The organism is Ruegeria sp. N8, assembly GCF_056531325.1.
In genome coordinates this window covers 1-19,586 of the sequence record NZ_JBQFLQ010000017.1, presented here as the reverse complement: position 1 = coordinate 19,586, position 19,586 = coordinate 1, and the positions used below count along the sequence as shown (strand labels likewise).

The window sequence follows — 19,586 nt, the reverse complement described above, 5'->3', positions numbered from 1 at the left end:
GACCGTTCACCCTTTTCACCACGGCCCGAGATGCCCCGTGCCAGAAAATCCAAAAAAATCACCCCTCTATTCCATGCCATAAATCGGCTTCAAAAAAAAGAATTTTGCGATTGGTCAATCCGGGACCATCGTACGGACTGAATTTGAATGGCTGTCTTCTTCCGGGTCAGGCAGGCGGGGACCGGCCGTTGTCAGCCCGATATCGCGCATTCTGAAGTTGCCCTCGATGATCTGGTGGAACGCGCCGCCGGTGATCTCCTGATCCACGGCAAGCAGTGCTTTTTCCACGCCGAAATAGCTGAGCATGTCCGCATCCAGGCGCGACCAGGTATCGGCCAGATAGGTACCCAGATAGTCTCGCGCTTCAAGCAAGGCGATACGGAACCCATCGGGATTTTCGGCGTAGCGTTTGTCGAAAATCTCCTGCATGACAGTGCTGTAGTCTGGAGAGCCTTCCAGTTGGTCCGACAGGTCTTCTTCCTCGGGCGAGATCAGCCCGTGCAGCAGCAGCCGTTCGTGATAGATATCGACAAAGATATCGAACATCGCGCCGGTCAGCGGTTCAGACAGTGCATGTTCACTGGACCAACCATGGGAAAACTCGGACAGCGTTTTGTTGTTGGCGGCAATTCGGATCTGAGCGTTCTCGGACAGTTCGGCAAACCGGTTCAGGCGGTTGTAGGTATAAAGATTTCCACGCGTGTTTTGCAGCAGGCTCTCGACCACTGATCCGAAATGGAGCGAGGCCAATAGCGCCACCATATCCGCGGCAGACTCGTGAAAGCCGTAGTATTCGCCGGAGGCGTCCCCGTTCGAGGGCATCCCGATCACGCTGTAAATGATTGCGTGGCCGATCTCATGGGCGACGACATCAAAGTTCAGACTGTAGGGGCGGTATTCGTCGCCATGGTCATGGGTGCCGCCGGTTTCCAGAAACCCCCACCCGATGTGCGCATTGTCTAGGCTAGGCAGCAGCGACAGTTCCAGCCGGTCGAAATCACGGGCAAAGTGCCAAGGGATTGGGTGATCAAAATAGCCTTGCCACACATCCATGGTGAAATGTGCAGACCCAAACAGATGTGCGGCTTCAAAAGAAGGGTCTGTGGGGTCGATATGAATGAAATTGCCGAACTCGTCCGGCATGGCCGGAGGCTGGATATAGCCGTTCCAAGGTGGCAGATACATGCCCGGACCGTCGGGGCCGGGAACTATCGCCCCATAGGGCGTGGTTTTGCCAACCGGGTTGACAGTATACATGCGCGGCCCCGAGGGGCCCGGCCCAATGCTGCCCTGCGGGGCCGAGATTTCGACCAGCTCCAGTTCCGCGTCAGGTTCCAGGAAAGGCGATTGCGGGAACAACAGGAACCGGGTTCCGGGTTCCTCATCAGGTGTCTGTTCGGGTAAAGTCATCCGGTGCCCTCCCGTGCCCGTCCGGTGCCCCTATTCGTGATTGGAGTCGTCCGTTGTGACGGCTTTTTGGCAATACAAATACTCTGTTTCTATAAGCTCATAAAACGCATCCCGCCCGGACAAACCAAGCGACCTTGCATAGGATTCAAGATCATCGGGCACCTCTTGGTCAAGATGTGTTTCAAAATACCACAGCACCATGCGCAAACGGTCCGATCCAGTCGTGAGGGGCGCGGTCGCTTGCAACTCTGCTTTCGCAGTAGCTCGGTCCCGAAGTTGGGAATAGATCCCCGCACGGCGCAACTCGTTCAAGAGCGGGGCTTCAATATCCGCGCCTCGGTCTTGCGATACGGCTGACAGACGGGCCGCGTCGGCCAGCATGTCTTCATAGGTGTTTGGGCTCAGGTCGTTCGCGTCCAGCCAGCGCATCAGGTCTGCGTGGCGGGTTAGGTTGGCACGATCCCGGTGCGCTGTCATTTGTTGAACCAGCGCGTCGCGGTCTGGCGTTTGGCCGCGTCTGTGCGCCTCATCCCGTGCCAACACATGCAGCAGGGCGCGATCTCTCACTTCGGCAAAAAGCGCGGGTTGCAGACGCAATTCGTTTATTACGGCGGGGTCGGAGGGTGTTTCGGCCTCAACGCGGCGGCGCAGAGAATTCCACATCAAGGTCCGTTCTGTTCTGTGTGAATGACTTGTGTCATCCCCAATACCTTGGGCCATTTGGACGAGCATGGCGAGGGCATCCTCTGCTTTGGCATCTACATAACCGTTGGGCAACCAAGCCATGAAGCTGGTGATCTCAGAGCCGCCCGTTAACGCCTTTACGATACCCTCCCACTGGCGTTTCTTGTACTGGGTCTCCTTGGACACGCGCAAAAGAGTTTGGGCACCTTCGTCTGACAAAACACCCTCAGCCCGCGCGCGTTCCACAGTGGTCCGGATCGAAACCATTGGCACGCTGAGAGACGGATAGCCCAGTTCGGCAGGTCCATGCAGAACCGCCACTTCATCATCATCCTGCAATACGCCTGAATGGTAGTCGTCAAAGATGCGCCCGACGCCAATCATTCCGAAATCGGCCAGTTCGGCGGCGCGTAGCGCGCCCATGCTGGCGCTGCCATAGACGGGAATACCCTGTTCCATCGCCCACAGGATTTCTTTGTGCCAAACCGAGGGCACCCCTTCGAAATACCCGTCAATTATCCCGATCGCACTGGGTTTATCGCGGGTGACACGATAGACGTCACCCTGCCGGACGGGCGGCAGAACCGTGGCGTCCAAATGCGCTGCGACGGCCTTGGCCGACAGGGTCGGACCTGCAAAGACCACGGCAGTCATGTGTGCTGCTCCTGCACTCGGGCGAGCCGTACGCCTGGGATGAAATCCGGGTCGTCATGCGGTGCCTCCAAACCGGGTATGACCGCGCGCACCACGCCGATGTCTATGTGCGGTTGTGACAGGTCAACGATTACCACTTGTGACATGCCTTGCCGGTTCAAACGCTCCAAAAGCAGATCGCGGTCCTGTTCGAAAGATGCGCTGGCGTGGGTGGGGCAATCGGTGAAACTCTGGATCGGTTGGGCCGCGTCAATCAGGTCGCGGACGTACTGGCATCGTTCGGATTGCGCTTGATCGGTGAATTCGGCAGGATCAAGATCGTCACGCGCGCCCGAGATATAGGTCAGACGGGTCTGAGCGGCCTCGGTCAAAGCGCGCAACAAGGCGATGGAGCGGTCCACATGGCAGCCATCCCCGATCCCGATATGGCCGGGCTGACCCCCGGCCTCGGCAATCACGCAACGAAAACAGGCGATGCCGATATCCGAGGTGGTCTGCCATATCCCGCAATCCAGACCGGCGGCGTCAATCATGGCCATCGCGCTGCGGCATCTGGGATCATCGACCGTGTCCGGATCAACCCGAACCTGCGGTGTTTGATGATGCCACAGGGTTGTGGCATCCCGCTCGATCAACTCACAAATCGCGTGGCAACTGGCCTCGGTGACATTGTTGCCGGAGGCCAGCCCGTTGGTTGTTCGGGGGAAGGCCCCCTGGCTGGCGCTTGGGGCGGCGGTGTAGTCTGTGTCCACCATCTCAAGCGGGACCCAGCAGGCTTGGTTGGCATTCAGATCACATCCCTGAACCCACAGCATCGCCGCATGAGGATCAAATTGCCCGCCGGTCACACGGGGCAGGCGGGTCACATCGATAACTGCGTCATCGGCCACAAGATCGGAATACCGCGCCAGCCGCTGGGGCAGGTGGACACGTTCGGCGTGCCAGGACTCGATCGCCTCCATCACGCCCGAGGCTTGTGCCGCGCTCAGCGACAGCCCCTTGCCCAAAGACACCGCCACCGAACGAGAGTTCGGGCGCGCCACCATCACGGTTGGCAATCCGATCCGGTCCAGCCCGGTCAGGTTTGCAACGCGCGTGATGCCCATGTCCTTGAGATGGGGTTTGACGATCTCCAGCGTTTGTTCGGGGTCTCGCAACCGGTGCGTATCAAGAACGTATTGTTTTTGTGAAACACCGGGCATCAGGGGACCTTAACCAATTCAATTCGAAACAGACAACGAAGCGGAAACCAATTTCGGATCAGGATGATAGAGGATCGTCGTTGGGTCAACTGTGACGGTCGGACAGGCGGCTAAACATATACTGAGATTGGTGGTGATATTCTTGCCCGTCCATGAAGACGACGCTGGGGAAGGAAGGGTTGTTGATCGCGTCCGGCCAGCCTTGCGGCTCTAGTGCTAGGCCGCTGCGTGTAGAATAGGGCGCGCCGAAAACGGTTGGCAGATCCGCGCTGTCTAGAAAGTCACCGGAATAGATCTGAAGCCCCGGTTCGGTTGAATGCAGGTCCAAAGCGACACCAGACCGAAGCCCGTGCAGTTGGGCGATATGTTTTAGTCTAATACGTTCGCGCGCTATGCAAAAATTATGGTCTAAGGGAGCGTCTCCGACGGGCCGGAGTGTTTGAAAGTCGTAAGGCGTGTTGCGGACAGGTTCGACCGAACCCAAGGGGATCAGTTCGTCATCGACCGGCAAATAGTCTTGTGCCCGGACACGCAACAGATGGTCCCCGATATCCCCGTCGCCATTCAGGTTGAAATACCAATGCGGCGTGAAATTGCAGATCGTGTCGCCCGTTGCTATGGCCCGGATGTCCAAGTTCAACGTCGCGGGTGACGTAATGGAATAGTGAGCTTTGACGGACAAAGCGCCCCCAAAACCCATGTCTCCCTCAGGTATTTCCAGTTCGAAAGACACCGCATTCTCTGTCTGGTTGTTCCGCCGCCAGTTCTGTCGGGCAGCGCCTTTACTTCCGCCATGAAGGCAATGTTTGCCCAGGAAATTGCGTTCCACTGAATAGGTTTTTCCATTCAGAGCGTATTGCCCGTTGGATATCCGGTTTGCGCAGCGCCCAACAATGCAACCAAGATATGGGTCATTACGCAGATATTCGCTCGGCGCTTTCCAACCTAAAACCAAGGGGTGGTCGACGCCGTCCAGACGTAAATCAATCAGCGAGGCACCAATCGAACCGAGGGTCGCTGTAAGTGTCCCGTTGGAGATTTGAACAACGGCTTGCTTGTTGCCTTTATGGGGGATCATAAATTTAACATAAGATGTCTTACAGGTAGTCTATTCTGGTTCTATTTTCTTCAACAAGGTCTCTAATACAGATTTCAACCGTTGGACGTCGATCGGTTTATGCAACAAGGGGACGCCTGCGCGTTTGCAATATCCGGTCAGTTCAGAAGATCTGTTGGCCGAAATGATACAGGCTGGCAGGTTACCGAATTCGTGCCGTAAAGCCACGACCGCATCCGTTCCCTTTTTACCGTGGTCCAGTTGATAGTCGGCAATGACGATGTCGGGCACAATTTCAATCTCGCGCAGCAGGCCAACTGCTTGTTCCTCGCTGCTGCACTCCAGAACTTGGATGCCCCAGGTTTCCATCGTCATGGTCAGTGCAGAGCGCAGGTTCTCGTCGTTTTCGATCAACAAAGCCACAGTGCTGGTTAGTGTCACCGAGTCATCGACCTGTTGCAGTACATGGCCATGCGGTTTTAGAGGTGCGGTATCCGCCAAAGGAACCTCAACCGAGAACATCGTTCCCAGCCCCAGCTCGGATCGTAACTGAATGGGGTGATTCAACAGTCCGCAGGCGCGCTCGACTATGGCGAGCCCCAGGCCCATCCCCTCGGCTGCGCTGGCATCGGAATGGAGCCGTTGGAACTCCTGAAAGACGATCTCTTGCTGGTCGGATGCGATTCCGACGCCTGTGTCCCAGACCTCGATCCGAACCGAGCCCTGCTGTTTACGCAATCCAACTAGAACCTTGCCTGCATCTGTGTAGCGGATCGCGTTGGACAGCAGGTTTTGCAGGATGCGCCGCAGGTAGCTTGCGTCACTGCGTATCAAAGCGTTGCTATGTACGAACCGCAATTCAAGCCCTTTGGCTTGGGCGACAGGACGAAACGAGTCTTCGAGCTGAGACAGCAGATTGCTAATTGAGAAGGTGGTCTGGTGCACCGTGGCACGACCGGAATCCAGTTTCGAGATATCCAGAAGCGCCTCGAGGATATGCTCGACACTGTTGAGCGCGCTTTCGGCTTTTCCGGCCACGTTACGTGCGTCGTTTTCGTTTAACCCGCTGCCCAATGTGGCGACATAGAGTTTGGCAGCTGAAAGCGGTTGCAGCAGATCGTGGCTCGCTGCAGCAACGAAACGTGATTTCGAAGAATTGGCGCGTTCAGCCGCTTTTAAGGCGTGAGCCAATTCCTCGGTTCGCGCGGCGACGCGGTGCTCTAGCAGGGTCTTGGCTTCGTGCAGGGCTTGCGCCGACTGGTGCTCGGCCGTGACATCGGTAAAAGAAATCACGAACCCCCGGTCCGGCATCTCTTGCGCGAACACCGAAAGGATCTTGAATCGCCCACTGCGCATCTGAAATTTCAGCGGTGCCCGTTCCGCAGTTCGATTGACCCAATCCAGCAGATCGGCATCGCTGACGCCGCCTTCAAACCGGATGGTCGCGCTAAGGCGGTCGAATACGGTTTTGAACTGGACGCCCATCTGAAACTGCGCATTTGGGATGGCCAGCAGTTCACTGGCGCGATTGTTCCATCCGATCAGGCGCAATTTGCTGTCGAAGATGCAAACGCCTTGGTCGATATGCTCCAGCGTGGCGCGGATCAGGCGGGCCTTGTCGTCAAGGATACGGTCTCTCTCTTGCCGTTCGATGCGCATGATATCGGTGACGTCAGTTTGCAGGATGACCGTGCCGCCATCGGGGGTCCGATGTTCCGAAACCTGCGTCCACCGATTGCCGTTAAGCCGGACGTTAAACACCACATGATCGTCCGTATGACGGGACATACGCCGTTTGGCCCAATCTTGTGGCGTAAGCGTTTCGGGCAGGGACAGGAACCTGGATTGACTGACAAGCTCGACATATTCGGTAAAGCTGAGACCCGGCACCAATTGCGCCTGAATATCGGGCATGTGCATCCCGAAGCGGCTGTTGCATAGCACTAGCTCTTCTTCGAGGTTGAACAGTGCAAACCCTTCTTGAACCGTCTCAATTGCGTTGGCGAGGTCGGCGCGCGCGGCCTCGGTTTCCTGATTGGCCTGTGCAAGCTGCGCGTTCGACTCGTTGAGCAATTGCAGCGCGCGTTCCAGATCCAGCGTGCGGGCGCGAACTTCTTGTTCCAGCACGGCGGCGCGCTGGAATTGCGCATAGGCCGCCCCGCTGGCATCAGTCGATTCCTCGACCCGGCGCATCAGGGCTTCGGCGATCTTCAGCAGTTTCTGGTTTTGGCGTTCCAGAGGGTCAAGCGGGTCGATCAGCGATTCAATCATGGCCGTCATCCTCGGGCGGATAGATCGCAACCCCGGTCAGGGTCTGGTTGACATGGATCGAGTTGAATTGTTCGCCATAGGTTGAAAAGCCGACCACGTTGTTGTCTGATAGGATTTCCGACAACGCGCCGGTCATCTGTTTCTGCTGTGCTTCCAGCCTGCGCAAGATGCAGTCGCAGCCCAAAATCGCATCGGGCTGGGCGGATTGGGTCAGGGCGCCAATTTCCTGTCCAAGATGGCTGATCATGTCCATCGGTTCTGCAAGGGTCAGAACCAGTCCTTCGTCGATGGCCGAGAAAAAGACCAGATCGCCATTTTCGTCCACACGTTGGATGGCGCGCACGTGATGTTGGCCGCCGATTTGAACAACGACCGGATGGGCTGCAAAGGTAAAGGTATCAAGCTGTTCAGGGTCCTTCCCCAGCACTCTGGCATACTCGCGGGCGGCAGGTTCGGCGTTGATTTCTCGTACAATCCTCTTGGAAGGGTCGGCATCAGTCACAACCATGCGTTGGGATGTGGGTACAAGATGGTCGGTCTTGAACACTTTGATCGGACAGCGCGTGCGTACCTGAGTCAGAATCGCGGCATTTTCATGAGCCCTGCCCTGATGCAGAACGTACGTATGACCGAACCGAGTTCCATCCCCTGCGGATCCGCCAAACAGGGGGACAGGCCCCAAACCAAGGGCCAGTTCCGAAGTCAGCGCGTCCTCTTTGGTTGATAGCCCGTCGATCAGAAGGAAAGTGAACTCGTGCGGCCACTCTGGCCGGGCCTCGCCCATTTCTGTACGGTTTCGGATCATCTCGTGAATGATATCGGGGGCCGAAAAATCATTCAGATCGGGCACTAGAATAGTGCGCGTCTCGAAATGCGTTGAGGGCAGGCCGATGGCAACGATCTGATCTTCGGTATAGCCGTCCCCTGCCAATTCGCCCGCGGTTGTGCAACCTACGACCGGTGTCGGTGCAAATCTGTCCGCTGCCCGCGCAATGATCTGCGTCGCATTCGCGTTGCCGCTGACAAACAGGACAACAAGCGACAGGGTGTCCGGCCCTAACGCAGCCGCAAGCTGCGCAACAGCGTCTTGCGTGTCACGGTGTACAAATGCGGTTTTGACGATGCCTGGCGCACGGGTTCGGGCCGGTGCCCACCCGACTGCTTGGTCCATCGGGCCTCCTCCCTAAAGCGCGACGAGAGTCGAACGTAATACGGTTAGCCTTGTTCTTGCAAGACGCTGGCGAACGAGGCTTTCTTGGCGATCAGAACGGCCTGTGTCCGGCTTTGAACCCCCAGTTTCCGCATGATTGCAGTCACATGGGCTTTTACGGTCGTCTCTGCGATGGACAGGTCATAGGCAATCTGCTTGTTCAGTTTGCCCTCGCAGATCAATTGCAGGATACGGGATTGCTGATTGGTCAAGGTGGCCAGCCGCCCAACTGCATCGCTTTGTTCGTCATCTTGTTCTTCGTCGATCAGCACGCATCCTTCGGGCAGGAATACACCACCGGAATGGACCGTTTCAAAGGCCGTGCGGAACACATCGCGCTGGCTGTGCTTTGGGACGTAGCCTGAGGCTCCCCCGTGGATAACTTGGCTGATGACCCGATTGTCCGTCATAGAGGACACAACGATCACAGGTGCTTTGGCTGCCGCTTTCAAGCGCACCAGACCGTCCAACCCATCCACGTCAGGCAGGTTCAGGTCAAGCATAACCGCGTCCGGTTTCAGACCTTCGGCAATCATGGTCAGAGCGTCTTCCAGCCGGTCGGCGGTGTGGATTTCGCCAATATGTGCAACGCTTTGCAGCGTCATCGAAAGCGCATCACAAAACAGTGGGTGATCATCGACGATCAGGACGTTTTCGAAATCATTTTGCCCTTGAGGGTTTGCAAGCATGGGTCTTGGCCTTTGCAATGGGTTGCCCAATTTAACCAAGCGTAGCAAGGGAATGGAATGCCGCAAACTGGCGAAAAGTCGTATAAGAAAACGCGCGCCCGTTTGGGGCGCGCGCTTGGATCGAAAGACCCTTGTATCAGTTTGCCGAGGCCAGCTCTTTCGGCAGACGAAAGGTCCACAAAGTGCCACCCTGGTTCAGGTAGTTGACCTTTTTGGCCACTTCACCACCCCAAAGCGGAACCGCGCCGCCCCAACCCGAGATGACCGAGACATATTGCTCGCCATCCTGTTCCCAAGTTACAGGCTGACCGACGATGCCCGAACCGGTCTGGAACGACCATAGCTTTTCGCCGGTTTCATCATCCAAAGCAATGAACTCGCCCTCGGGTGTGCCGAAGAACACCAGACCACCAGCAGTGGTCATCACGCCCGACCAAAGCGGCGCGTCGTTCTTGTATTCCCACTTCCATTCGCCGGTATCCGGGTCAATGGCCTTGAGCGAGCCGATATGGTCTTCGTAGTTCGGCTTGATGGTAAAGCCCGCGCCCAGATAGGCGGCACCTTTCTTGTAGGTGATCGGCTCGTTCCAGATATCCATGCCCCATTCGTTGGAAGGCACATAGAAATTGCCGGTTTTCTGCGAAAACGCCATCGGCATCCAGTTCTTGCCACCCAGGAACGAGGGCGAAGCAAAGATCACTTCACCTTTCTTACCATCGGCTGCCGCTGCAGGATCACCGGGGCGGTTATCTTCGACAAAGATCGGACGACCGGTTTCATCCACCCCGGAGGACCATGTGATATCCTTGACGAAGGGCGTGGCAGATACGAACCCGCCATCTTCACGGTTCAGCACATAGAAGTACCCGTTGCGGTCGGCGGTTGCATAGCGCTGATTGCCCTCGCGGTCGGTATAGGCGACGACTTCGTTTACGCCGTCATAATCCCAGCCTTCGCGCGGCGTGGTCTGGAAGTGCCACTTGATGTCGCCAGTTTTGGGGTCGATCCCGATGCGGCTGGCGGCATAGAGGTTGTCGCCCTTGTTGCCTTCGGTCGGGGTCCCTGCATTGCGCAACCAGCTGTTCCAGGGGGCCGGGTTGCCCGCGCCGAAGACCAACGTGTCGGTGTCGGCATCGTACGAGCCGCCCAGCCACGTCGCGCCGCCGCCGGTTTTCCACATGTCGCCAGGCCAGGTTGCGTTCAGCTCACCTGTCATGGTGCTTTCTTCGCCGTTCAGCGTGCCCATATGGCCTTCGATCACCGGCCGTTCCCAGACTAGGTCGCCGGTATTGACGTCCCGCGCCTGAACCGCGCCAACGATGCCGAACTCACCACCCGAATTGCCGGTGATCACCAGCCCGTCGACGATCAGTGGAGCCGCTGTATAGGAATAGCCCGCTTTGTAGTCGGCGATCTTGTCGCGCCAGACAACATCGCCTGTGTCCTTGTTCAGCGCCACGATCCGTGCGTCCAGCGTGCCAAAGATGACCATGTCGCCATAGATGGCCGCACCACGGTTGACCACGTCACAGCAGGGCAGAATGCCTTCGGGCAGACGCGCGTCGTATTGCCAGACTTCTTTACCGGTCTTCAGATCAATCGCATAGAGGCGCGAGTAGGATCCGGTGATATACATCATGCCATCATAGATCAGCGGCTGGGTTTCCTGACCGCGCTGCTTTTCGCCGCCAAGGCTGAAAGCCCAGGCTGGCAGCAGGTTATCGACGTTGTCCTTGTTCAGCATGTCCAGCGGGCTGTAGCGCTGCAAGTGCCGCCCCATGCCATTGGTCACGATCTGCGTGGTGATCGTTTGGTCGTTCGCCAGATCGTCTTCGGTAACTTCTGCATAGGCCGCGCCCGTTGCAATCACACTTGCAACTGCCGCCATGATAAACCGGCTCATCGGTGTCCTCCCTAGACTTATGTCTTTCCTCCGTGCCGAATCTCCGACACGTCGGGATTGTTGGCGAGAGTATTATTCGCGGGAGAGTCCTTCGGTGAAATTGCACAATGGTCGTAGGGCTTGAGCGGACGATTTCAACTAGTGTGACCCAACTTTTTCTGAAGGGAGGATACATTGCGACGGCTTTTTTCAAGCATTTTGCTGCTTGGCCTTGCTTCGGCCCTACCTTCGGTGGCCAAACCGTTAACCGGGCAGAAAGAGATTTTTCTCGTTGATGATGCTGGGCATAGAATACTGATAGGGTACGTAAAATTCTCGCAAAATGGCGAGACAACGATCTACGATCTCGAATTCAATGACGAGGTGTTTTCCGAACATTTCTTGTCAATGCGCCCGTTTAAGTGCTTGGAAGGCCCGGACAAACACTGGTGCCATGTCCCCTACCCCTACGAGTTGCAGCGGTATGTTTCCGCAGAGGATCTGACCGATCTGGAATATGATCTTTTGTTCATCCATAAGGGGGCGACCGAATACGGTATCAACATGTGGAACGGCATTTACTACCGCTTGAACGCGGACGGCGACCATCTTGTTGGGCAATTGCACGAAATGGACATGGACGTGTTGTCGGCACCGCCCGAGGCCGGGAACCTCAGACCGATAAAGCATGATGACATCCACGAATCCGACCCTGACAGCCACTGGTTGCCAGTTATCGTGATTGAATAGGGTTATTGCGCGGAAAGGCTGCTCAGGTAAGCCAGAATAAAATCCTGAATCGTTCGGTCTTCGATACCCACATGGCGCATCTTGGTGCCGGGCATGAAACCGTCATTGTCCTCCATCCATGCGCGCAGTGCTGCGGGCGTCCAGACGATACCGGAACCTGCAAGCGCGTCTGAATAGTCATAGCCGTCAATGGTTCCTGCCTTGCGCCCTACGATCCCGTCCAACTGAGGCCCATAGCTTGGATCCGTGGCATCCGGCGCGTGACAACGTCGACATTCCGAGAAAAACAGATCTTCACCGGCGTCAACCTTGATGCGGTCGAAGGTGGATTGAGCCAGCGCGGGTGGGGCCGAGATGGCGTAAGCGACGAGGCCAAGTGACAAGGCGAGGTGTTTCATAGGGTCCTCCAAACGTTTTTCGAATGATACGAATTCCGCTGGGGGCAAGGGCTTGACGTACATCAAGAAACTGAAGGCGCACCCTCATCCTTTGGTCGTAGAAATGTGGGGATATTGCGCTTTTCAGAACAGGGGCGCGTATTTCCATTCATCCGCGTCGGGTGTGACCTCGTTCGGATCATAGCCCGATTCTTGCAGCCGTTTGGCGATTTTAAGCCCTTCCCGCGCGGCTTCATCGACATAGGCGCGTCCCAGTTCCTGATTCTGCGCCACACCGTGCCCGCGCAGCAGGTTGAGGCCATAGTTGAACTTTCCAACCGGATCGCCCAGATCGGCGGCGCGTTTGTCCCATGCGGCGGCTGCGTCCGGGTCATAGGGACCCGCTAGACCGTTATTGTCCAACTGACCCATCCATGTCATGGCTCCGGTATAGCCCGCCTCGGCGCAGGTTCTGAACAAAGTACGCGCCAGATCATGCCGCCCTGACTTGGTCATGTAGTAGCCCGACGCGCAGGTGGTCATGTCGGTGATACCGTTGTCGATATTGCTCATGACCTTGCCCCATCCTGTGTCCTGCGGGTTGAGCGTGCCGAACTCATCCTCGACCGTTTGGGCCGAGGCGGCGGACGCTATGAACAGGGACAGTGCAGCGATACGGATCATGGTCGAGCCCTCTGGTTTGGGGGTAGTCTACCTCAACACTCGCGCGATTTCACGTCTGCCATGGTCGTAGAGGCTCTACCCGCGGGGTTTCTTCACTCCCCGCGCCGGATCATATCCCCAAAGCGCAAGTCCCAGGAAAATAAACCCGGCCAGAATCGTCCATCCGAGGGCTGCGGCGTTGAATTGCCCGTAGAGCGCAAAACGGATCAACTCGACCGCGTGGGTGAAAGGGTTGAACGCGCAGATATCGCGCAACAGGGCCGAGCTTTCGGCCATCTTCCACAGCGGGTAAAGCGCCGAGGACAGGAAGAACATCGGGAAGATGACAAAGTTCATAACCCCCGCGAAATTTTCAAGCTGCTTGATGGCCGAGGACAGCGCCAACCCCAACGCCCCGAGCATCAGCCCCGCCACGATCAGTGCCGGGAACACCAGCAGATAACCAATGATTGGCATATCGATGCCGTAAACCGCGGCGACCGCAAGAAAGGTATAGACCTGCAGGATCGAGATCGTCGTGCTGGCCAGCAAGCGGCAAAACAAAAGCCACCAGCGGGGCAAAGGGCTGGTCAGCAGCAAGCGCATGGAGCCCATCTCGCGGTCATAGACAAGACTGAGAGAGCTTTGCATCCCGTTGAACAGCATGATCATACCGCACAAGCCGGGCACGATGTAAATCTCATATGTGATATAGGTCTGATAGGGCGGCGTGATCGACAGGCCCAATGCAGCGCGAAATCCGGCGGCAAAGACAATCAGCCAGACCAGAGGGCGCACCAGCGCGGCGACAAATCGGCTGCGCTGACGAACAAAGCGTAGTGCCTCGCGTATCAGAATGGCGCGCAGGGCAATCTGCGCGCCGGTCATGCCGTGGCCCCTGTCATGGACAGAAAGACGTGTTGCAAAGGTTGTCCGCTGGTCAGGTCGCTGCACAGTTCCTGTTTCAGCAGCTTGCCACGGTGAAGGATGGCGACGTGGTCATCCGGCTCGATCTCGTCGGTCAAATGCGTCGCCCAGAGCACGGTCAGCCCGTCCTGCTGCGACAGCGCATGGACATGCTGCGTGATGGCTTTTCGGGCGGCCGCATCCAGTCCAACTGTTGGCTCGTCCAGCAGAAGAACCGAGGGGGAATGGATCAGGCTGCGTGCGATCTCCAGCCTTCGACGGTGCCCGCCATTCAGGTCGCGGGTGCGTTCGGCCGCGCGTTCGGCCATGTCCAGCCGGTCAAGCGCGGCTGAGATCCGCGTTTCGGCATCGCGCCCCGCCAACCCGTGCAAAGCGGCGAAATAACTGAGGTTGCGGTGCACCGTCAGATCCAGGTCCAACGTAGGTTGTTGAAACACCACGCCAATCTGAGCCAGCGCCTGACGGGGCTGTTTCGAGATGTCGAACCCTGCAACCTCGATCACGCCCTGCGCCGTGGTAAACAACCGTGTCAGAAGAGAAAACAGGGTCGACTTCCCTGCTCCGTTCGGTCCCAGCAACGCACAAAACGCGCCTTGGGGGACATGAAAGCTCACATCATCAAGGGCGCGTTTTTCGCCATAGGCGTAGCTGACATTTCGGACTGAAAGTCCTGTCACTGAATGGTAATCTCCAGCCGCTGCGTTTCGCCGGTGCTGCCCGGCACTTTCAGATAGTAGCTGCCCGGCTTGATCGCGACAAAGCCTATTTCCATCTCACCAGCTTCATCGAATTCGACCGAGTCCAACCCCAGAGGGCGGATTTCTAGTCCTTCGACGACGATTTCATCAACCCAGATCGCGCGGAAGAATTCAGGACCCACCAAAGCCAGTTCCTGACTGCCATCGCCTTGAATTTCGAACTCATAATAAGTGCCGGATTTCAGCATCCACGGGGCCTCGGCCAGAGGCACACCGGCGGACAGAGTAATCGGCGGCAGGTCTTCTTTGTTCTTCGCCGACAAAATTCCGGCCAGACCAAATCCGTCATCGTCATCATCGGCCAAAGCCGCAGCTGGCAAAACCATAGCCATCATCGCGGCCACGCATATCAATTGCTTCATCTCTTAAGTCTCCTCGAAATTCTTTCAGTTGGTCGGACGGAAGGCCGCGCCCCAGGGGAAGCGTCCGACCTTGATTGTCTTGATGGGTTCACGTTTCGCTACGTCGATCACGGTCACATCGCCGGATACGCCGTTTGTGGTGAACAGCAGCGATTTGTCGGCGTTGAAATCCATGTGCCAGACGCGACGCCCCACTAGGATGTAGTCTTCAACCTCATAGGTTTCGGCATTCACGGCCGCCACATGGTTCGACGGTCCCAGCGCGACAAAGGCGGTCTCATCCCCGTTGGACAGTTCAAACCCCACGGGTTGCACCCGATCGGGGTGGACACCTTCGACTTCGAACTCGATCTTGGCCTTTTCGGTCTGTGTTTCCACGTCGAACACCGTGATGGTCCCGCCGATTTCCGAACTGACCCACAGCTCGGTCCCGTCCTTCAGGAATTCCGCATGGCGCGGGCGGGAATCGACCAGAGTGTTGGCGAACAGCTCTTGCGTTTCGGTGTCGATCCAATGGGCCATGTTGGTAGTCTCGGACGTGGTGATGGCGATCTTGCCATCGGGGGACACAGCCATCCCTTCGGGCTCAATCCCAACGTCGATCTGAGCAATTACGGTGCGCGATTCCGTATCGACTACGGTGGTGATCGCGTCGTCTTCGTTAGCGATATAAAGATGGCGATCATTGGGGTGCAGCACAAATTGCTCGGGGTCCTCGCCCGAGGGCAGATCGTGTAGGATCTCGCCCGTTTCCGGGTCCATCACCTGCACCGCGTCGCTGTCCGAGGCGCAGATATACAGCACCGAGAAATCCTTGGAAAAGGTGATCCCGCGCGGGCGTTCGCCGGTTTCTATCGTGCGGATCACCTCGAGCGTCTCGATGTCGATCACGCTTAGCGTGTCGTCCTTTTCATTGCTGATCCACATCTCGTCCGCGGCCGCCGGAGCGCAGAGGGCGGTCGCCGCCAGAAGTGTTGTCAATCTCATCCCAGTTACTCCCTGAATGCCTGACACTGGCTTTCACCCTCGTCTAGTCCCAACGTGTCGAGTTCCGTGCGCTGGTGCAAGAACCCCTCCAGCGGCGCCATCGCAACGACGGCGCGGTCGGTGACCAATGGGATCGGTTGCCGCAACTGCCCGTTCCAGGACCGGAAATTCATCGCCCTGCCCTTGAACCCAGCCAGTTCGAAATCGTCCGACAGGATGTAGTCGAGCAAAACGGTCGGGTCACTGGATTGCGTGCGTGTCACTGCCTCGCCCAAAGTCCGGTAGGCGGCCCATGCGGCATAATCCTTTGGCATCATGCTGCGGCCGGTCTGTTCGGTGAACCGGTTTTGCATCTGGACCGCGCCCCATTGTTCCACCACACGCGACCACGTTACAGGTTGCAGTCCGTCGGACCCTGCCACGGGGCGGGCCTGCCATGTGTTGAATTCGATATACCGGCCGAAATCGTCCAATTCATCGGCGACCAGCAGGATGTCGTAGTCACCGAATTCCTGTGTAAACAGCGGCACCTCTTGGGCGGCGTTGCGGCGCAGGTCGGCGTCGAATTCCCATGTCTTTTCGGCGCTCAGCTCCAGACGGAATTTTTCCAGCGAACGTTTGAGAGACTGTGCAAAGGCCTGATCACCGGGATGGACGCCGGTGATCATCACCAACTCGTCCCAGCGGCGTTTGACCAGAAATTGAACCAGCGCATCGGTGCGCATCATGTTCGACGGCAAAGTATGCAGCAGATTGGCGCGGCAATTCTGGTCTCGCACATCCAGATCAGACGCGGATGCGTTGAACAGAATAGCGTTCGCCGTCTCAGGCAGGTCAGCAACGTCCAGCTGCGCTTGTGCAGGCGCATCGAGGATCAGAAACGGGCTGTCCGCCAAAGCCTGACGGGCTGCGGTCAGCCAATCGCCACCTTCGGGAACGGATGTGACGGACAGATTGTATTTGTGCCCCAGGAATTTCGCGGTTGTCAGATTATCGGTCAAGGCCAGCTCGGCCCCTGCCACGCCCAGATCGTCCGGAATCGGATCAAGGTTGGATAAAACCGGAGGCCGCGGTACCTGCATCTGCAAATATGTGACCGAAACCTCAACCTCTGCAAAAGCTGCGACCGGCAGCAGAACCGAAGCGATCAAGGCGCGCAAATAGGTTTTCATGTCGACGCCTCCTCCCTAGCAATTTGATAAAATCTGCTCATCCCTTTCGGGACCATTAGACCTTAGTCGCAGCTACCCCCCAATGTGCAACCAAGGTCTAATTCCATGCTGAATTCTGCTAAGCTATGACCGGGGAAAGCGTCGTAGAGGAGGATAAGATGCGTCCAGGTTTTCATAGCGTAATGCTAAGCGCCGTCATGGCTGGCGGCATGGCGCTGGCCCATGGCGATGTCGCCCCGCAGCCCGTGAATACTGACGCTCTGCCCGATGTGGGCGATGAGTGGCTGATCGAGAACCCTTACCGCGATAAAGGAGAAGAGGTCTGGCAGGCGGCGATTGAAATCGGTGATTCCGGCTATAACCAGAACTGCGCGCGATGCCATGGTTTGGGTGTTGTCTCGGGCGGGTTGGCCCCTGATCTGAGGTATCTTGAGGCCGAAGAATATGGCGATGAATGGTATGCCGAGCGGTTCCGCGAAGGTTACACTCAGAACGGGATCACCAAGATGCCCGCCTTTGGCGAGCTTTTGGGCCAGAAGGCCGCGTGGGCCATCCGCACATATATAGAAACCCGTCCCGATGACGGGGCTTTGGACGATCATTCCGACCGGCTGAAGGAGATCCGTGATCTGCTGGCCGCGATGGCCAACGGCGGCGACGGAGACGCAGCCGCGCTACAATCTGAACTCAGCGAGATTGCGGAAACTATTGAGACCGGCTCGGGCGCGCCCGTGGCCGATAGCGTCGCCCTACGCGCCGCTGTATTAATTTCGGGGGACAGCCCGAACTTTGCCGAGGCAGCGGAACAGCTGACCATCGGCTTGTCTGCCGCGCAATAGATCGGCAGAGTGGGGCACATGATCGGACGCTTTTTTGTTTTCTCCCTGTTGGCTGCGGCCCTGACCACTGGGCAAGCAATGGCCAGGTGTGAAGATCATGTGCCCCAACCCAAACCGCAAAACGCCAGCCGTGACATCGTGGGAGCCGACCTCGATACCATTATCGAGCGCGGTTATATTGAGTTCGCAGCCTATGAGGATTTCGCCCCGTGGTCGTTCGAGGAAGACGGCAGGATTCAGGGCGTCGATATAGAAATCGGCAAGTTGATTGCCGAAGATCTGGGTGTCGAAGCGCGGTTCAATCTGGTCGCCGCAGGAGAAAATCTTGAAGCCGACCTGCGCAACTGGGTCTGGAAAGGCCCTTTGATCAACGGGCGTGTCGCCAATGTGATGCTACACGTCCCCTATGACAGTGAATTCGCCTGTCGGGTAGAACAAGTGGTTTTCACCGGGCAGTATCACGATGAAGAAATCGCGATTGCCTATCGCAAGGATGAATACCCCGAAGACCCGCCCGTTCCGGCCTATTTCCGCTTTGATACGGTCGCGGTGGAAAATGACTCGATTGCTGATTTCTACCTGTCGGCCTTTCCGGGCGGCCAGCTTGCGCAGAATGTGCACCGCTTTCCCACAGCGGGTCTTGCGATGGAGGCCTTGGCGGCAGGTGACACCATGGCGGCAATGGGCCCACGCGCTCAGCTCGAAGCCGGTTTGACGCCCGAATTGGATCTGCACACGCCGCCCTTGCCCGGTTTTGCCGTCAGCAGCTGGACCAGTGGCGTTGCGGTTCATTTCGCCTATCGCGGCCTCAGCTATGCGGTGGACGATGCGATTTATGCAGCGCTTCAGGATGGCCGGATCGAACAGATATTCGCGGCGCACGGCCTGACGCATGCACCGCCGAAACTGCGGTGACTACACCCAAGGTCTTATAGGCACCGGGTAGATCACCGCGTAGCTTAACCGAAAATACTGGAGGGAGTGACATGGAACTACATGACAGCCGCGTCATTGCGGCCCCACGTTCCAAAGTCTGGGAGGCACTGCTATCGGCCGACATTCTGAAAGAATGTGTCCCCGGCTGCAAAGAAATGTCGGGAACAGCAGAAAATGGGTTTGCCGCGACAGTGGTGCAGAAGGTCGGACCCGTAAAGGCCACGTTCAAAGGTGAAGTGACCCTGTCGGACATGGTGGATCAGGAAAGCGTCAAGCTATCTGGGGAAGGCAAAGGCGGGGCCGCCGGATTTGCCAAGGGTGCAGCAGATGTCACCTTGTCGGATGCGCCCGAGGGGACGATGCTGGCCTACAATGTTGATGCGCGTGTGGGTGGCAAGCTGGCTCAGCTAGGGGGTCGGGTCATTGATGGCGTGGCCAAGAAAATGGCTGACCAGTTCTTTGAGAATTTCCAGAATGCGGTCGAGGAAGAACCTCAGCCCGCGCCTGCCGAGGCTGCGCCCGAACCGGCCGCGGCCCCTGCTGTGTCCGAAGTGTCGGTCGAGCCAGCTCAGGCAGCGCCGCCGCCGGAAGAGAAAAAAGGATGGTTCAAGCGCCTGTTCGGCGGTTGATCCGAAAATTTAAGGGAGGAAAATCTGATGAAGATTTCGATGACTGTGAACGGCGTAGCTGTGAGCGGTGAAGTTGAGGGACGGACGTTATTGTCTGGCTTTTTGCGTGATCATTTAGGGATGACGG

19 protein-coding genes and 1 pseudogene are annotated in these 19,586 nt (G+C 57.3%); 5 read left to right on the top strand and 15 right to left on the bottom strand.

Translation table 11 applies throughout. The features are described 5' to 3' along the window. Nucleotides 1–114: 114 nt before the first annotated feature. From ACR0C5_RS18975 to ACR0C5_RS18940, 8 genes are all read right to left on the bottom strand, one after another. Nucleotides 115–1,410: a gluzincin family metallopeptidase gene (locus tag ACR0C5_RS18975; RefSeq protein WP_170775710.1), complete on the bottom strand. Its 1,296-nt coding sequence runs from the start codon at nt 1,408–1,410 to the stop codon at nt 115–117. Nucleotides 1,411–1,440: 30 nt separating this feature from the next. Beyond that, nucleotides 1,441–2,748 carry a TfuA-like protein gene (locus ACR0C5_RS18970; RefSeq protein WP_480878449.1) on the bottom strand — a complete coding sequence of 436 codons (1,308 nt, stop codon included), beginning with the start codon at nt 2,746–2,748 and terminating at the stop codon, nt 1,441–1,443. Then, entirely contained in the window at nt 2,745–3,950 is a 1,206-nt protein-coding gene (locus tag ACR0C5_RS18965) for a YcaO-like family protein (protein ID WP_480878447.1), read from the bottom strand. The genes ACR0C5_RS18970 and ACR0C5_RS18965 overlap by 4 nt, the downstream gene beginning before the upstream one ends. Before the next feature lie 85 nt (nt 3,951–4,035). Beyond that, nucleotides 4,036–5,028, bottom strand: a complete 993-nt coding sequence (locus ACR0C5_RS18960) for an aldose epimerase family protein (RefSeq protein ID WP_480878445.1) — start codon at nt 5,026–5,028, stop codon at nt 4,036–4,038. 30 nt (nt 5,029–5,058) lie between these two features. Beyond that, nucleotides 5,059–7,278, bottom strand: coding sequence for a hybrid sensor histidine kinase/response regulator (locus ACR0C5_RS18955; RefSeq protein WP_480878442.1), 2,220 nt, complete (start codon nt 7,276–7,278; stop codon nt 5,059–5,061). Further along, the gene (locus ACR0C5_RS18950) at nt 7,271–8,449 is read right to left on the bottom strand and encodes an FIST N-terminal domain-containing protein (protein ID WP_480878440.1); all 1,179 of its coding nucleotides are present in this window, start codon (nt 8,447–8,449) and stop codon (nt 7,271–7,273) included. The genes ACR0C5_RS18955 and ACR0C5_RS18950 overlap by 8 nt, the downstream gene beginning before the upstream one ends. Before the next feature lie 44 nt (nt 8,450–8,493). After that, nucleotides 8,494–9,177, bottom strand: a complete 684-nt coding sequence (locus ACR0C5_RS18945; protein ID WP_170791694.1) for a response regulator — start codon at nt 9,175–9,177, stop codon at nt 8,494–8,496. A 136-nt stretch (nt 9,178–9,313) separates the two neighbouring features. After that, a complete protein-coding gene (locus ACR0C5_RS18940; RefSeq protein ID WP_170775724.1) occupies nt 9,314–11,080 on the bottom strand; it encodes a PQQ-dependent methanol/ethanol family dehydrogenase in 1,767 nt (588 codons plus the stop codon). Between the two features lie 174 nt (nt 11,081–11,254). Between ACR0C5_RS18940 and ACR0C5_RS18935 the strand changes: the two genes are divergently transcribed. Next, nucleotides 11,255–11,809, top strand: coding sequence for a hypothetical protein (locus ACR0C5_RS18935; RefSeq protein ID WP_480878438.1), 555 nt, complete (start codon nt 11,255–11,257; stop codon nt 11,807–11,809). 2 nt (nt 11,810–11,811) lie between these two features. On the opposite strand, the gene ACR0C5_RS18930 is transcribed toward ACR0C5_RS18935, so the two are convergent. The 7 genes from ACR0C5_RS18930 to ACR0C5_RS18900 form a co-directional block, all read right to left on the bottom strand. Continuing rightward, nucleotides 11,812–12,207 carry a c-type cytochrome gene (locus ACR0C5_RS18930; protein WP_480878436.1) on the bottom strand — a complete coding sequence of 132 codons (396 nt, stop codon included), beginning with the start codon at nt 12,205–12,207 and terminating at the stop codon, nt 11,812–11,814. A gap of 123 nt (nt 12,208–12,330) precedes the next feature. Next, nucleotides 12,331–12,870: an SEL1-like repeat protein gene (locus tag ACR0C5_RS18925; protein WP_174819528.1), complete on the bottom strand. Its 540-nt coding sequence runs from the start codon at nt 12,868–12,870 to the stop codon at nt 12,331–12,333. 75 nt (nt 12,871–12,945) lie between these two features. Next, complete coding sequence (locus ACR0C5_RS18920) at nt 12,946–13,737, bottom strand: ABC transporter permease (protein ID WP_480878433.1); 792 nt, start codon at nt 13,735–13,737, stop codon at nt 12,946–12,948. Next, on the bottom strand, nt 13,734–14,453 hold the full coding sequence (locus ACR0C5_RS18915; protein WP_170785525.1) for an ATP-binding cassette domain-containing protein: 720 nt from the start codon (nt 14,451–14,453) through the stop codon (nt 13,734–13,736). The genes ACR0C5_RS18920 and ACR0C5_RS18915 overlap by 4 nt, the downstream gene beginning before the upstream one ends. Further along, nucleotides 14,450–14,896, bottom strand: coding sequence for a hypothetical protein (locus ACR0C5_RS18910; protein WP_480878431.1), 447 nt, complete (start codon nt 14,894–14,896; stop codon nt 14,450–14,452). Before ACR0C5_RS18910 ends, ACR0C5_RS18915 begins: the two co-directional genes overlap by 4 nt. Nucleotides 14,897–14,920: 24 nt before the next feature. Then, nucleotides 14,921–15,883, bottom strand: a complete 963-nt coding sequence (locus ACR0C5_RS18905; RefSeq protein ID WP_480552872.1) for a YVTN family beta-propeller repeat protein — start codon at nt 15,881–15,883, stop codon at nt 14,921–14,923. Nucleotides 15,884–15,888: 5 nt separating this feature from the next. After that, a complete protein-coding gene (locus tag ACR0C5_RS18900) occupies nt 15,889–17,055 on the bottom strand; it encodes an ABC transporter substrate-binding protein (protein ID WP_480878428.1) in 1,167 nt (388 codons plus the stop codon). 158 nt (nt 17,056–17,213) lie between these two features. Between ACR0C5_RS18900 and pedF the strand changes: the two genes are divergently transcribed. The 4 genes and pseudogenes from pedF to ACR0C5_RS18880 form a co-directional block, all read left to right on the top strand. Further along, entirely contained in the window at nt 17,214–17,894 is a 681-nt protein-coding gene (gene pedF, locus ACR0C5_RS18895) for a cytochrome c-550 PedF (RefSeq protein WP_480878425.1), read from the top strand. Nucleotides 17,895–17,912: 18 nt separating this feature from the next. Further along, entirely contained in the window at nt 17,913–18,809 is an 897-nt protein-coding gene (locus tag ACR0C5_RS18890; protein ID WP_480506045.1) for a substrate-binding periplasmic protein, read from the top strand. A 71-nt stretch (nt 18,810–18,880) separates the two neighbouring features. Further along, nucleotides 18,881–19,459 (top strand): SRPBCC family protein, encoded by a 579-nt coding sequence (locus tag ACR0C5_RS18885; RefSeq protein WP_480878423.1) that lies wholly within the window; start codon nt 18,881–18,883, stop codon nt 19,457–19,459. A gap of 24 nt (nt 19,460–19,483) precedes the next feature. Beyond that, nucleotides 19,484–19,586, top strand: a pseudogene (locus tag ACR0C5_RS18880) ((2Fe-2S)-binding protein); the annotation flags it as partial.